14 protein-coding genes and 1 pseudogene are annotated in these 13,661 nt (G+C 68.4%); 6 read left to right on the forward strand and 9 right to left on the reverse strand.

Annotated features, from left to right (window positions below):
- Positions 1-248 precede the first annotated feature (248 nt).
- Complete coding sequence (locus ACIPEK_RS44980; protein WP_402008534.1) at positions 249-764, forward strand: GNAT family N-acetyltransferase; 516 nt, start codon at positions 249-251, stop codon at positions 762-764.
- Between the two features lie 1,433 nt (positions 765-2,197).
- Here the strand turns inward: ACIPEK_RS44980 and ACIPEK_RS44985 are convergent.
- Both ACIPEK_RS44985 and ACIPEK_RS44990 read right to left on the reverse strand, forming a co-directional pair.
- Positions 2,198-2,950 (reverse strand): hypothetical protein, encoded by a 753-nt coding sequence (locus tag ACIPEK_RS44985; RefSeq protein ID WP_402008536.1) that lies wholly within the window; start codon positions 2,948-2,950, stop codon positions 2,198-2,200.
- Positions 2,951-3,138: 188 nt separating this feature from the next.
- On the reverse strand, positions 3,139-3,411 hold the full coding sequence (locus ACIPEK_RS44990; protein WP_402008538.1) for a DUF6225 family protein: 273 nt from the start codon (positions 3,409-3,411) through the stop codon (positions 3,139-3,141).
- A gap of 763 nt (positions 3,412-4,174) precedes the next feature.
- Here ACIPEK_RS44990 and ACIPEK_RS44995 point away from each other — a divergent pair.
- Positions 4,175-4,510, forward strand: a complete 336-nt coding sequence (locus tag ACIPEK_RS44995) for a DUF6233 domain-containing protein (protein WP_402008540.1) — start codon at positions 4,175-4,177, stop codon at positions 4,508-4,510.
- 214 nt (positions 4,511-4,724) lie between these two features.
- On the opposite strand, the gene ACIPEK_RS45000 is transcribed toward ACIPEK_RS44995, so the two are convergent.
- Positions 4,725-5,573, reverse strand: a complete 849-nt coding sequence (locus ACIPEK_RS45000) for an alpha/beta fold hydrolase (protein ID WP_402008542.1) — start codon at positions 5,571-5,573, stop codon at positions 4,725-4,727.
- Between the two features lie 99 nt (positions 5,574-5,672).
- On the opposite strand from ACIPEK_RS45000, the gene ACIPEK_RS45005 reads away from it, so the two are divergent.
- Positions 5,673-6,164 carry a MarR family winged helix-turn-helix transcriptional regulator gene (locus ACIPEK_RS45005; RefSeq protein WP_402008544.1) on the forward strand — a complete coding sequence of 164 codons (492 nt, stop codon included), beginning with the start codon at positions 5,673-5,675 and terminating at the stop codon, positions 6,162-6,164.
- A gap of 302 nt (positions 6,165-6,466) precedes the next feature.
- Here ACIPEK_RS45005 and ACIPEK_RS45010 read toward each other — a convergent pair whose 3' ends face one another.
- Complete coding sequence (locus tag ACIPEK_RS45010) at positions 6,467-7,684, reverse strand: serine hydrolase domain-containing protein (protein WP_402008546.1); 1,218 nt, start codon at positions 7,682-7,684, stop codon at positions 6,467-6,469.
- A 480-nt stretch (positions 7,685-8,164) separates the two neighbouring features.
- On the opposite strand from ACIPEK_RS45010, the gene ACIPEK_RS45015 reads away from it, so the two are divergent.
- A complete protein-coding gene (locus tag ACIPEK_RS45015; RefSeq protein WP_402008548.1) occupies positions 8,165-8,941 on the forward strand; it encodes a MerR family transcriptional regulator in 777 nt (258 codons plus the stop codon).
- 190 nt (positions 8,942-9,131) lie between these two features.
- Here the strand turns inward: ACIPEK_RS45015 and ACIPEK_RS45020 are convergent, their stop codons facing one another.
- Complete coding sequence (locus tag ACIPEK_RS45020; protein ID WP_402008550.1) at positions 9,132-9,275, reverse strand: hypothetical protein; 144 nt, start codon at positions 9,273-9,275, stop codon at positions 9,132-9,134.
- Positions 9,276-9,847: 572 nt separating this feature from the next.
- Positions 9,848-10,603: a hypothetical protein gene (locus ACIPEK_RS45025; RefSeq protein WP_402008552.1), complete on the reverse strand. Its 756-nt coding sequence runs from the start codon at positions 10,601-10,603 to the stop codon at positions 9,848-9,850.
- An 88-nt stretch (positions 10,604-10,691) separates the two neighbouring features.
- On the opposite strand from ACIPEK_RS45025, the gene ACIPEK_RS45030 reads away from it, so the two are divergent.
- On the forward strand, positions 10,692-11,042 hold the full coding sequence (locus ACIPEK_RS45030) for a DUF6191 domain-containing protein (protein WP_402008560.1): 351 nt from the start codon (positions 10,692-10,694) through the stop codon (positions 11,040-11,042).
- A 225-nt stretch (positions 11,043-11,267) separates the two neighbouring features.
- On the opposite strand, the gene ACIPEK_RS45035 is transcribed toward ACIPEK_RS45030, so the two are convergent.
- The gene (locus ACIPEK_RS45035) at positions 11,268-11,672 is read right to left on the reverse strand and encodes a heavy metal-responsive transcriptional regulator (RefSeq protein WP_402008554.1); all 405 of its coding nucleotides are present in this window, start codon (positions 11,670-11,672) and stop codon (positions 11,268-11,270) included.
- Between the two features lie 88 nt (positions 11,673-11,760).
- Between ACIPEK_RS45035 and merB the strand changes: the two genes are divergently transcribed.
- Entirely contained in the window at positions 11,761-12,738 is a 978-nt protein-coding gene (merB, locus tag ACIPEK_RS45040) for an organomercurial lyase (RefSeq protein ID WP_402008556.1), read from the forward strand.
- Positions 12,739-12,994: 256 nt separating this feature from the next.
- Here the strand turns inward: merB and ACIPEK_RS45045 are convergent, their stop codons facing one another.
- A complete protein-coding gene (locus ACIPEK_RS45045; RefSeq protein WP_402008558.1) occupies positions 12,995-13,408 on the reverse strand; it encodes a PspA/IM30 family protein in 414 nt (137 codons plus the stop codon).
- A pseudogene (locus ACIPEK_RS45050) lies at positions 13,405-13,661 on the reverse strand (hypothetical protein); the annotation flags it as partial. The pseudogene ACIPEK_RS45050 and the gene ACIPEK_RS45045, both read right to left, overlap by 4 nt.

Below are 13,661 nucleotides of genomic sequence, written 5' to 3' on the forward strand. Positions count from 1 at the left end.
ACGGACCTCTTCCATCTCCTCAGGAGTCACAACTGAAAGAAGATCACAATCTATCCAACGAGGATCACTTGGGGTACCTAACAAAGCCCTACTAGGACACCGGGGCCTGAACCAAGGACGCGGGTTCACCAGACGGATTGGCCGCCGAGTCGCCGAAGGGCCGCTTCAGACCGCGCAAAGGAGACACGAGACCACCGATGGTCGTCATGTCGGATCATTTGAGCAGTCCAGGGAGCAAGGAGAAGCCAATGCAGTTGCGAAACGTCCAGCTCAATGACGTCGATGCATACGTCAGAATGCGGTGCGATCCCGCCATGATGGCCGACCTCGGCGGACCACTGCCACGCGAAGGTATGGAGGACAAAGTCCGACGCGACGTCCACAAGGCAACGGCAGATCGCGACTGGACCAAGATGATCATCCCTGACCCCGCCGCACCTGAAGTCGTGGCGGGAACGGTGACCATATGGTCTCACGACGCCGAGGACGGGCCCATGTCGGAGATCGGATGGATGGTCCTGCCGGAATTCCAGGGACGCGGACTGGCCAAACTCGCGGTCCGCACCTTGCTCGAACAGGCACGGGACGAGGGCCGCTGGGGGCTCGTGCACGCATTTCCGGCAGCGAGCAACGGCCCTTCGAACGGCATCTGCCGATCTCTCGGCTTCCAGTTCATCGACGAACGCAATGTGACATTCGCGGACCGAGTTCTACAAGCCAACCACTGGGCCATCAACGCCAGCACTGCCCTCACACGAAGGTGATGTCCAGTCACCTGGCTGCCAGGTGACGCGCAAAGCCCACATGAACCGCCCCGACACCTTGCCGACCAAAACGACACCTCACCGACAACCGCCCCGTTGGGACCACTCCCAGCGGGGCGTTTCGTCCTCGTTCGTCGGCATCCTCAGTGCCGCACCCGTCGGCATTTTCAGTGTCGCTCAACAACCACATGCCCGTGGGCAAATTCCATGAGGCTCACTGAGTAGGTGGGCACCCCGTCGTACGTGATGACGCACTCGCTCACCCACAGATCCCCGCTGCCAACGATCCGGTGGACAGTGAAGTGCAGCGACATCGACGTCATCGAGTTCCTGCGACGAGCCGGGCTCGATGACCCGGGTCCCCTTCTCGACGACCCCTCATGGGTGGAGTGGCGCGGGGGTCGGCCACACGAGTGGGCCGCCGCGTAGAGGGCTCTCCAGGGAAGTAGTCGGCGTCCGGCGAGCTCACCAAACGTCCCCTTGTCTCCCAGGTCAGGGCCCTGCGGGGCCGTCCTCGGCGATGGCTTCCGGTGCGACCAGAGGCGCGACCGGAAGCGCGACTTGAGGCGCGACCAGGAGTGCGACCAGAGACGCGACCTCGGGCCCTTACGGTGATCATCGTGACCGCCCGCCGCACCCTGGGCTCAGGCCCCGAGGCTCCCGCTCATGGCATCCGTGCCGCCGAGGCCGACCTTCTCGACGCACTGCCCGGCGTCCATCTCCCAGACCTCAGCGAGTTGCGGGCCCGTGGAGTGCTTGGGGCCCCTATCCCGGCCCCGCAGAGCCCGCGACGTACTCTCGGAACTGGCCGCACGGACGACGCACCATCCGATTCCTCGCCGTCATGAGTCACGACGACGACTGCAGGCCCCGGTTGTCGAGCAGGGCCTGACGCAACAAGGCGGACGCGCGGACCGCCGTCGGCCATGTGGTGCGCCAGCGTCTCGCGCACCACATGGCGGGCCTCCTCGAACAGCAGCTGCCTGTAAGCATTCAGCAGCTCGTCGACGACATCCTCGCCGACACCGCCCGGGACCGTCCTGCAGGACTCCAGTGCGGACACGACGTACCTCTCCAACACGTCCGCAGCATCAGCGAGCCGGACCTCGGCAACCGCCGCACCGTCCAGGCCGGCGGCCGTCGCACGGTCAGCGAGGCAGGCCCCGAGCAGTACTACCGCCCGGGTCCGGAGCGGGTCGTCCAGCAATCCCGGACGGGTCCGCCCGTGCCACAGCACCAGCTGGTCGGCCCCGGACACCGCGTACTCCCACCGGCTCTGCGGCTCCCTGAGCCCACCCGGTCTCTCCACCCCCGCGCTCACAGCCTCTGCCACAGATCCAGCTCGACGAGCAGCGACTCCAGGGTGGACTCCTGCTGCTATGGCACTTCCCTGCGACTGACGCGGCCGTCGCGCAGGCGGCCAGGAAGCAGCTTTACGGACGGCTGTCTGCGTCGTGCTGCCAGGCCACGCCGAGGGCGGTACCGCTGTACAGAGTGCGCGGGGTCTGGGAGGAGCCGGACGGCTGCCGGCCGAGAGCGTCAAGGATGCCAGCGAGCCGGGCCGGCTCGGGGGACAGCTCGGCCGGGTCGGGAGGCAGCAAGTCGCCGATACCGGCGGACTTGGACAGGCTGTCGGCGCCGTCGTCGCTGTACCAGCCGGCGACCAGGTAGCTGAGGGTGCCGTCGACGAGGGCGGGATCCCCGTTGCGGTACACCAGGGAGTCGTGGACGGAGAAGACGTCCTGGTTGTAGGGCTGGTAGGCGGCGAACGTCGGCAGGCCGGGGCCGACCGCAGTGAGGAACAGCCCCTCCGCGGGGCCCTCCGGTTCGACCCACGAGCCGACCCTCAGGTCGAGTCTCCTCCCCGTTGCGGCGGGCCCGGTCCGACTGTCGTACAAGGCGAGGCTCCGGGCGGTGCCACGCGCCCCCCACTGCGGACCGTCGTTGTCCAGGAAGTCACTGTGGACAACCCAGCCGGCGGCCTGGCGTGCGTTGGCCGGGCCGTGGTAGCGAACCACCAGCCAGCGGTTCGGCACCAGAGGGAAGTCGATCTGCCCGTTGTCGGGCTGGGTGAGGGCCTCGGGGAGCTGCCACTGCAAGAACACACCCGCATCGGACTCCTCGAAGCTCCGTGCGTTCGAGATGTTCGCCCGGTTGACGGCCAGCGCGTGGACCTCGATCGGCACAATCGGGTCGGTGTCACTCAGTGCGGACTCCTTACGAATGCGGGACGCAGCAGCGGGGGCTGATCATGTCCACCGCGGTGGCGGAAACGACCAACTCGATGGCTGGGGACGGCGAAGTGGGCTGGTCAGACATACTGGCCTTCCACTTGGCGGTGGCCTTCGCGGGGCGACCCGGAAGACAGCGACAGCTAGCCGAGCAGCTCGCACCTGTCGGCTGTCCAGTCAGCGAACAGGGTGAGCGCCTTCTCGGTTTCGGTGCGTTCGGGCGTATTGGAGGTGGCCGGCCACCAGCTCTCAACGTGTTCGGCGTCTACGAGCACGTAGGTGGCGTAGCAGTCGAAGTTGCCGGGGTCGTCGGCGACACCGATGCGAATGGGAGCGTCATCAGGCAGGTCTTTGATCGCTTCGCGAAGCTGCGCGGCGTTCCACGCATGCGGGGCGTGGACGAAGGTGTCGGCCATGGGCACAGGATGCAGGACCAAGCTGACAGTCCGGGTGATGACACGGCCGTACCCCGGGCCAGAGCGCTGATCCGGGGTACAGGGGGCTGGGGTGAAGAACCGATCACTGGGTGGCGAACCGAACCCAACCGACGAACACCGTACCGGTCAGAGGATTGCCGTGGCCCAGGAATCTCGCGGCGGCTCGCGAGGCGGGTCTTGCGCCGGACTTCTCTGCGGCCGTCAACCTTGTTCCGTGCCGGTCGGGATCTCTTTCCGCCTCGGAAATGGTGGTCCCACCGACGGGGGGTGGCAGTGGGGCCTGGGCCATTGTTGCAGGGATGGGTGGTGGCGGTCAGGAGGGTGGTGTGGTGTGGGAGTCCGGCGCGTCATCCGCATCCAATATTCGAACATACGTAGCATTAGCGCGTGCCCAAGAACAGCCCTTCGATTTCCCGCAGGCCCTGCGCGACGCCCAGCTCGCCCTCCACCAGACCCGCGCCACGTACGAGGAGTACGCCAAGACTCTCCCGTGGTCGGCCGAGCCGATGCCCGGATGGGAGGGCGACAAGCAGCTCCACACCTCCTACCGGTCCCACAAGGAGGACTCTCCGGGGTACACGGAGCAGCAGGCTACGGAGGTCCGACGCTTCCAGGCGGAGCTTCTCCGGCTGAGTATCGAGGTGTCGACGCACCCGTTCTGGTCGACGCTCGACGGCGGTGTGGCGGAGGCCCGGATGGCGCTGAAGCACGCCCACGAGCAGCCCGACGGGGAGGCGCAGCCGTGCCCGGCCCCGAGGGCATATCTGACCTGGACAAGAACCGGACGCTGGAGCAGTGGCTGGAGTGGCAGCTGCGTCAGGTCCGGAACCGGGTCCGGGAGCTGGAGATCGAGGAGCAGCAGGAGTTGCGTGCCCGGCAGCGGGCGCGGGCCGAGCAGTCGTGGAAGAACCAGCCCCGGCGGTCGGGTGAGATGGCGGTGCTGCACCGCGGAGGATGCGGGCTGTACACGAGCGAGCTCGGGTACCTCACCCGCCACGAGGCGATCATCGCCTTGGCGGAGCCGGACATCGAGCCGTGCCAGATCTGCACCCCGCAGACGGGGCTGGTGGACGAGTAGGCCGTACGGACCGCCCGGCGCGCTCCGGGGGTGCGGGGCTCGCAGGATCGGTTCTGTGGAGTTCCCGATCAAGGTGGCGCTGGCCAAGGCCGTCCCGACCCTGCCCAACGGGCCTGGCTGGTGGTACGAGCCGAAGTGATGGACAGGGTTCGATGCCGTCCGTTGTCCACGGTTGAACACACGCTGGGGGCTCCGCGTGTGCCGCTGGAGGAGGTCACCACCCGAGCACGGCCTTCAGCACCTGTGCCGTCGCCCGGGGGAATGCGGTGTTCCCGTTGTGGCCGCCCGGAAACTCGACGGGCTCTGCGCCCAGTCGCGCCGCCAGTGCCAGCGCGCAGCGATAGGTGTGTACCACCGACCGGGTCGTCCGGCCCGTCGCCGGGATGATCCGCGTTCCGGCCCGCGCTGCGGCCCGCACCGGCTCCGCCGGGTCGAGGCCGTCCGTGGTGACGGCCGTGAACTCCGTTCCGATGAAGAACCCGAAGTTGGCCTGTCGGCGGGGCGTCAGCGGCTGAGGGGTGAGGCCCTCCTCGGCCTCGTCGTGCGCCAGGTCGATGCCGAGGTGCCGGGCGATCGCCGGGAACGCCGCCGTCAGGCCCCCGGCGGCGTATGCATCCTGGATGGCCGTCAGCTCGGCCGCGTGCTCCGCACGGTCTGCCTCGGGCAGCAGGTTCGGCATCACGGGCTCGTGTGCGATCAGTGTGCTCAACATGCCCGGGTGGCAGGCCACGGCCTGGAGGCCGATCGCGGCGCCCATGCTGAACCCGGCCATCAGCGCCGGCCCATTGGTGACCTCGGCGAGCAACCGGGCGACGTCGTCCGCGTGGTCGGCCATGGTGACGGGCCGGGCGGGGTCGTCGAGAGTGCTGCGCGACAGGCCGCGGCGGTCGTAGGTGACGACCGTGAAGGTGTCGGCCAGGTACGGGACGAGGTCGACCGTGCGGTCCGCATCACCCTCGCCGCTCTGGGACAGAAGGAGGACGGGGCCGGTGCCCTCGACCTGGCAGTGGAGGGTTGCGCCCGGGACGGAGAGGGTGCGGATGGTGGCGGCGGTCGTGGTCATGGCGGGTCCCCCTTGCCGGCTGTCGTCGGCATCTCCGACTGACGCCACGACAGTAACGCATCGAAATAGATGCATCTATTTCGATGTACCCTTGCGGTCATGAACGGAGTCGAACTGTTCCTCCTGGGACGCACTCTCATGAAGATCGGCGACCAGGCGATGCCCCGGCCGACGTCGGATTCGCAGGGATCGATCCGCTCGGTGGTCGTTGTCCTCGGTGACCTCGTCACCCACCCCGGGACAACGGTCGGCGAAATCGCCGCGCGGACAGGCCTGCCGCAGAGTCAGGTCTCCACCGCCGTTGCCCGGTTGGAGCAGGCGGGCTCGGTCAACACCGAGCCCGACCCGGCCGACCGGCGTCGCCGACTCATCCGCCCCACTGCGAAGCCCTCCGCCCGGGTCGCCGAGGTCCGCGCTACCACCATCGACGACGCCCTTGCCATGGCCCTGTCCGGCCCCGACGGTACCGCCCCGGACCCGGACATCCTCCGCGAGGTCGCCGAGGCCCTGGACCTGCTGGCCCACCGATTGACGCCGCCGGTCGCCGCCCGTGCCCGCGATCTCGATGCCGCGGCAGAACCTCACGCCTAAGCGACGCCGTAGCCGCCCTCCGGGCTGATCGGCAACGACCGTCCTCCCGGCACATCCCCACAAGGCGCTGCCTGAGGAGGAACGGAAGAAGCTCATCTCCGAGCTCGCTCCCCTGGCCGAAGCCGCCGGTGATGGGGATCTCTGGGATCGGCCAGGGCTGTTCGTCGCCCCACTTGCTCCCTTCCTGAACCGAGTGGGGAGCGGAAGTGAGCGCCTCTCAGGTTGGCATGCCGGGTCGCCACCTTGGGCGAGCCGTTGTCGGCGCATGTGGACCGGCCACGCCAAGCTCAGCGAGCGCGATGTCAGTCGGTGGCCTGGTAGAGCGTGGTCCAGAAGTCGTGGATGAGGCGCGCCGAGTCCGGGGTGGACATCCCGACCTGGGTGAGCAGGATTCCGGTGAGCTGGTTGCCCGGGTCGGCGTAGGCGGTGGTGCCGGTACCGCCGTCCCAGCCGAACTGGCCGATGGGCGCGTAGTCGCCGCGACTGGTGCGCGCTGCCATCCCGAAGCCCCAGCCGCCCTGCTGGCCTTGGCCGACCGTGATGTGGGCGATGTTCCTGTACATGGTGTCCCGGGCGGCTTGTTGCGCGGGTGTGAGGCGGTTGGTGGTCATCAGCTCGACGGCGGGCCGGGACAGGATCCGTTCGCTGCCGTGCATGCCGTGGTTCAGTAGCATCTGGAAGTAGGCGTGGTAGTCGTCGGCGGTGGAGACCAGCCCGCCGCCGGCGCCCTGGAACGCCGGAGGCCGACTGGTCCTTCCGCCTTCGGCCTCGTCCCACACGAGGAACTCTCCGGTCTGCGGGTCGGGCCCGTAGAGGGGTGGCAGCCGGTCGATCTTGTCGGCGGGCACGTGGAAGGCGGTGTCCTTCATCCCCAGCGGATCGAGGATGCGTTCGCGCAGGAACGTCTCCAACGGCCGCCCCATGACCCTGGCGACCAGCACGCCGAGTACTTCGTTGCTGAGGTCGTACTGCCACCGCTCTCCGGGCTGGTACGACAGCGGCAGCTCGCCGAGGCGGCGCATCCATTCGTCCGGGTCGGGCGCCGGGCCGGACGCCACGCTGTAGTCGAGACGCTCGAACGTCGCGGCCCTGATCGGGGAGTCCAGCAGATCGAAATCCACTCCGAGCCCGAACGTGGAGGTCAGCAGGTCCCGTACGGTGATCGGCCGCCGCGCCGGCACGGTCTCCTCCAGCGGGCCGTCGGGCCGCTTCAGTACCCGCCGGTCGGCGAGTTCGGGCAGCCACGGGTCCACCGGCTCGTCCAGCCGCAGCCTGCACTCGTCGAGCAGGACCATCGCCGCCGCCATCGTGACCGGCTTGGAGGTGGACGCCATCCGGAAGATCGTGTCCCGGCGCATCGGCGCGCCACCGTCATGACGCATCGTCCCGATCGCTTCGACGTGCGTCCGACCGCCGCGGCTGACCAGGGCGACGAGCCCGGGAATCTTCTTGGACTCGACATGCCGTGCCAGCACGTCGCGCAGTCTTGCTTCGGAGAAGCCGCTGTTGTTCGTTCCCATGATGAATCTCCTTGTCCACCGTGTTGGACTTCACGGCGGCCTTGGTGGCTACCTGGCCACTTCGGGCGGCCATGCGAAGAGCCTGCACCCTTGACCCAAGGTCAAGGTCAACCTGTATCGAGATGACGGGGTGACCGGCACCGATCGCAAGCACCCCGGTCTGGACCAGGCGTTGGCCGCGGTCCGCGCCGGCCGGCACGCCGAGATCGCCATCGATGCCCATGTAATCCGCGCCGCCCCCGGCCGGTCCGACCGTCCCGGTGCGGTATGTGGTCGCCTCAGCTGCCGACCCCGGCAGCAGGGGGATGGGCCGGAACAGACGCGCGCTATCCTCACCCGTGTGATAGTCCGCAACCCCTGCCTCAAGGAGAGCGCGAAGGTCGCCGGCGCCCGCGGCTCGATCCTGCGCAAGGACTCCGACCGTCGCCGACGCGGCTCGCGAGACCGCGGCCGCCCACGATCTGGAGGTGCCCCGAACCGATGACAGACGGGCTCACCATCGGTCAGGCGGCCGCGTTCGTCGGCGTCACGATCAAAACCGTGCGGCACTATCACCGGCTCGGCCTGGTCGCCGAGCCGGAACGCGACGGTTCCGGCTACCGGCGTTACCTCTCGGCCGACCTGTTCCGGCTGGTCCAGGTCCGGACCCTGGCCGGGGCAGGTGTGCCGCTGGCCGAGATCGGTGACCTGCTCGACGCCGATCCCGAACGGTTCGCCGCCACCCTGGACGACGTCCATCGTCGGCTCACCGAACAGATCGAGGACCTGACCGCGCGCCGCGACAGGCTGCACCGTCTCGACCATGGTGACCGGGCCCTGCTGCCCGACCGGGCCTGCGCGGTCCTGGACCGACTCCCCGATCTCGGCTTCAGTCCCGACTACGTGGCCGGTCAACGGGAGGCTCTGGTGCTGGCACGGACGCTGGTTCCGGAGATCTTCGACAGCTTCCTGACCCGGCTCGAACATTCGCTGGACGATCCCCAGTCCGTCGAGCTGACCAAGCGCGGCTTGGATGCGAGGTACTGGGATCCGGACGACCCGCGGATCGAGGAGGTGGCGTTCACGCTGGCCGACAAGCTGCTGGCCAACCGCGCGCTGCTGGCGATGCCGACCGGGTTTCAGAACCAGTCCGACGCCGCCTCCCGGTACGGACTGGTCAACCACCACCGGGAAGACCAGGCACCGTCCATCGCCCGGTTGAACACGCTGGTCGAGGCGAACCTGCGCGCAGCCGGCATCGACATCCCCCATCAGTGACGGCCACCCAGCAGAACCGGTGCTGCGGCGGGACGCCCGCCCTGTCCCGCCGCGTCCGGACCGGGCCGTCTGTCGGGCGGCCCCTTCGCTGTGGCATCCGACCTCAAGTCAGCGCGCCGTCGATGGGGAGGCAAGGTGAGCAGGTCCGGGGAGACCCTGAGTACGAGGTGGGGAGATTCAGGGTGCCCCATCACGTGCGGGAGTTCGGCGAGCCGGTGACGATGGTGTGCGGAAACGAGCAGCGCGCACGCATGACGCCCTGCTCGCCGCTTGGACCGAGCTGACCGCGATACACCCGCCGGCCCGCCCGCTCGCCGACTTCCTCGCCCGCCACGAGGCCGATCCTGAAAGGTACTCCCTGGCAGACGCCAGGAAGGAGCATCTGACCCAGCCGCTGGTGCAGGACGTAGCCCGGCGGGCCGTCGCGGGAGACCCGCACTTTAACACGTCGTTCCTGCTCTCAACGCCCCGGTCGCATACTTCGCGCAGGAACACGAGGAAGCCCGGCTGTGGCCGGTCCGGTGCGCCGTGCCCGGCTTCACCCTGGTCACCCTCGATGGCTCGTGGATGGACGCGGACACAGACGGCCACTGGGAACAAGCCAACCGCTAACTCGACGGCCTCGACGCCGAGGCCGTCGTCCTCGACCTACTCTGTCACTCCTGAGTCGTCAGACCGGGCCGACCCAAAGAGGTCAGCCCGGCGGCTGCACGACGGGCGCCCATGATCGCCCGGACAGGCTCTAACCCCCCGACGGCTGCTCGCCAGCCTTCTCGACAGTCGCGGTGTACAGGGCCGTCCGACGACGGTGGAGTCCCCGTCCAGGGGACCGGGGACACGCCAGCCGCCCCGCTCCAGTACCCGGGTGGCGGCCGCGGGGCATCGCGCAGAGGCTCATCGCCCTGCTCAGCTGTCGAACCAGACGACGAGCCTGACCGCCTCGTTCCCGTGCAGACCCGCGAGAGTACGCATGACCGTCCAGACGGGCTCCCACTGCCCGTCCGGACGGACGACGTCTTTACGCCTGAGGCGGCCTATGCGAAACAGCCGGTCGCCGTCGGGCCATTGGGTGCCTTCGGGGAAGTGGAGGCCGGCCCTGGCGGCGATGTCCTCGGGGCAACCGCAGAGATCGAGGAACGCCTGCGGAGCCCCAAAGTGCCGTTCGAAAAATAGCCAGCCGCCGTCGGCGTTACGACGGTGCTCGTGTACGTAGGGGTCCGGCTGCAAGGACAGCTCATCCCAGTTGACCTTCTCGACTTCTGCCCAGCTGATCGAGGTTGCGCTGTGCCCCTCGTGGTCCTCGTACAGATCACGGACACGTTTCGACACATCGTGTGGAAGGCCGCGGGCGGCTGCGAGCGGTTCGAAGGCTTCATCGCTGAGGATCCCGAAATCGTTGCGGACCCCGAAGAGGCATCCGAAGGCGTCGTAGTCCCGCACATCGTTCAGGTGATCCAGATTGATGACGGCATGCCAGTACGAGTCGTTCTCATAGTCGCGATAGCCACGGCGGCATTCGATGAAGCCATGTATGTCACACCCCATGCAGACCATCTTCGTGATCCAGGACAGGCACCCGCCACCCAAAAATGAGCGGACAGCAGCCGGTCGCCACGACAGCCGGATCGCCCGCTGTTTTTCGACAGGGTGAACGGGAGCCACTTGGGCAACGGGATGGGAACGACGCCGACCCCTCCGACGTTTCCCGGCAGTCAACTGTGTTGAAGACGATGGGGGGCTAGCTGTGGCGATGTGGGCCATGTCGTTTCCGGCGTTCGTGTGTCTGCTGGCCTTGTTCGCCCTGGCAGAGAACACGTGGCGATGGATCACGGGGCTGGGCTTGATCCCGTGGCTACGCAGGCGCACGGGGCGGTCGTTGTCGAACACGGCCTTCGATGAATTCACGGCGGTCGTGAACGGAAACAAGACGGTGGAGCTGGAGCAGCGGCGGGTGGAGCTGCTGCGGCGGGACGACGCGAGCGACGGTGCGCCGCCCCGCTCCAGCATCGACCTGACCAAGGGCACCGCGTTCATCGTGTTGCCACAGGAAGCGGACGGCCTGTGCGCTGACAGGCGCGATGCCCTTGAGGGCCAGCGGTGAAACGCGAACCGGAGAGAACGGGCGCAGAACCGTCCACGCTGTCGGTGCCCGGCTCGGTGGTGCCGCCTTGGCAGTACCGCCGTGCCATTTGGATGCGCTGGAGCCCAGACTTCGTTGCGAGCCTGAGTGGCTCTGTTCATGAGAACGGACAGCACTTCGACGTCAGTTTCGGAGGCGGTTGGCCCCTCGGCCCTGGCCTTAATGTTCACGAGTTTGGACAGCGGCCTACGGCCGTGCGGGCTTGAGGATCGTGCAGATGTCGTCCGCGCCGCAGGCGTCGGGGTCGGTGGTTGCTGCGCGGGCTGCGAGGTCGCGGAGTGCTTCGCGGGTGGCGGCGAGCTCGGCCATACGTCGGTCGATGTCGTCCAGGTGCTCGTGGATGAGGTCGGTGACGTGGGTGCAGGGTGCGTGGCCGTCGTCGCGCAGGGCGAGAATCGAGCGGATCTCGGCGAGGGTAAGACCGGCACGCTGGGCGTCGCGGATGAACGCGAGTCGGGCCGCCGTGTCATCGGGGTAGTCCCGGTAGCCGCCCGGGGTGCGTGGTGGTGCGGGCAACAGGCTGCTGCCCTCGTAGAAGCGGATGGTTTTGGTCGTCAGCCCGGTGCGGGCGGCGAGGTCACCGATACGCATATCTCCAGGCTAGCCCTTGACCTTCCAGTGCGCTGGAAGGTCTACCGTCGGTTCGGAAGGCGGACGACGGTCTAGGAGGACAGGGCAGATGCGAATCACGGTACTGACGGTGGCGGATTGCCCGAACGTGCAGCCCGCGCTGGAGAGAGTGACCGCCGCTCTGGATGGACGACAGGCTCAGGTGGAGCTTGTTGAGGTGGCTGACGAGGGCGAGGCCGCCCGGTTGGGCATGTACGGGTCGCCGACGGTCCTGATCGACGGCACCGACCCGTTCGCGCCGCCCGGGGCGGTGCCGAGCCTCTCGTGCCGCCTCTACAGGGACGCCGATGGCACCGTGTCGGGCGTACCGGACGAGTCCGCCCTTCGGCAGGCCCTCGCCGGGGCGACCCCGCAGGCCCGTAATGCGGGGGCTTCGGACTGCTGCACCCCGCAGCCGCTGGACGTGGTCGGCCGGGCCGGCCGCGGGCGCCTGGCGCCTGCCGAACACGGCCTGCGCGCGGTGCACCAGCAGATCCTGCGCCACTTCGCCGCCACGGGAGCCGCTCCCGACGCGCAGATGCTTCAGCCGGTGGCGGCCGGGGCCGGGAGGAACGCTATGGAGGTGATTACCGAGCTGGCCGACGAGGACTTCCTCACCCTGGACGAGACCGGAAACATCCGCGCCGCCTACCCGTTCTCCGCCGCCCCCACCCGCCACAGGGTCCGCCTGGAAAGCGGTGTAGAGGTCTGGTCGATGTGCGCCATCGACGCCCTTGGCATCCCGGCCATGCTCGGCCAGGACGCGGTGATCTCCTCCGTCGACCCGGTCAGCGGCGACCCCATCACCGTCACCTCGTCCACCGGCACAGCGTGGGGGGAACCGGCCACCGCGGTGGTCTTCGTCGGGCAGCGTCCCGGAGGCGGGCCCGCCGCCTCGGCCTGCTGCGACGCGCTGAACTTCTTCACCGATGCCGCGAACGCCCGCGCCTGGACAAGTCAGCACCCCGACGTCCCCGGCCAGGTAGTCGACCAGCCGACCGCCGAGCGCATCGGCCGACAGACTTTCGGCCCCTTGCTCGCCCCTTGAAAGCCACGTGGCACGCGCCGACACGAGGGCATCTTGGTAGCGGATCCGCTGTGGTCACCCATTGCCGGTACTCGGTGCCTCCCGAAGACGTGAACAACCGCTGTCGTAGCTCATGAACAAAGCCACGCCGCCGCGAACAACGCGGCCGGAGCGGCGCACGACACATCCGTAGACACGGCAGCCGCATACCTGGCCAACCCTTGACCGCACATGCCCCGCTGCCGGCTTCAAGCCTGACGCGGCCGCCGAAGACGTGTCAGAGGGCGTTAAGTCCGTTTCTGGTAGCGGCCGCGTCCGGGTTGTTCGAGGAGTCCCTGGCGGACGAGTCGGCCCAGGCGAGAGCGGGTGACGTTGATCGAGGGCTCGTCGGTGGGCAGGCCGAGGTGCTCGTGCAGATCGCGGACGCGGAACACCTCCCGGGGTGCTCGTTGAATGTGGTCACGATGCGCTGGTAGACGGTGGCGGTGGCGGTTTCCGCGGGGGCCGCTGCGTGGTCGGGAGGGGTGAGGCCGTCGATGACCTTGCGGGTGGCGGCGAGCTCGGCCAGGCGGGCTTCGGTCTCGGCGAGGGCGGTGGTGAGCCGCTCGATCTGCTCGCGTAGGTTGTCGGCTCGTGCGGCGGTCTCGTCGTGTTCGGTCTGCAGCAGCCGCAGGAGTTCGCTGATGTTCACGCGGCCAGCTCGATCTCGTCCCGCCAGACGGGGCTCGGGACGGTGAGGCGCCGGAGCATGCCGGCGGTGGAGGCCCAGTAGACGCGGGAGGCCGCGTTGTCGGGCCGGTGATCGTAGTCGCGGGCCAGGCGCCGGTGCAGCATGAGGGTGCCGTTGACGGAGAGTCGGCCCGGGGCGCGGTGGCCGGGATTTCCCCGGCTCCGTTTCCCCGAGCCGCTCGCCGAACCGGACGTGCGACTCTCACCGCATCCGG

Source organism: Streptomyces sp. NPDC088246 (genome assembly GCF_044741025.1).
In the GTDB taxonomy this organism is placed as follows: Bacteria; Actinomycetota; Actinomycetes; order Streptomycetales; family Streptomycetaceae; genus Streptomyces.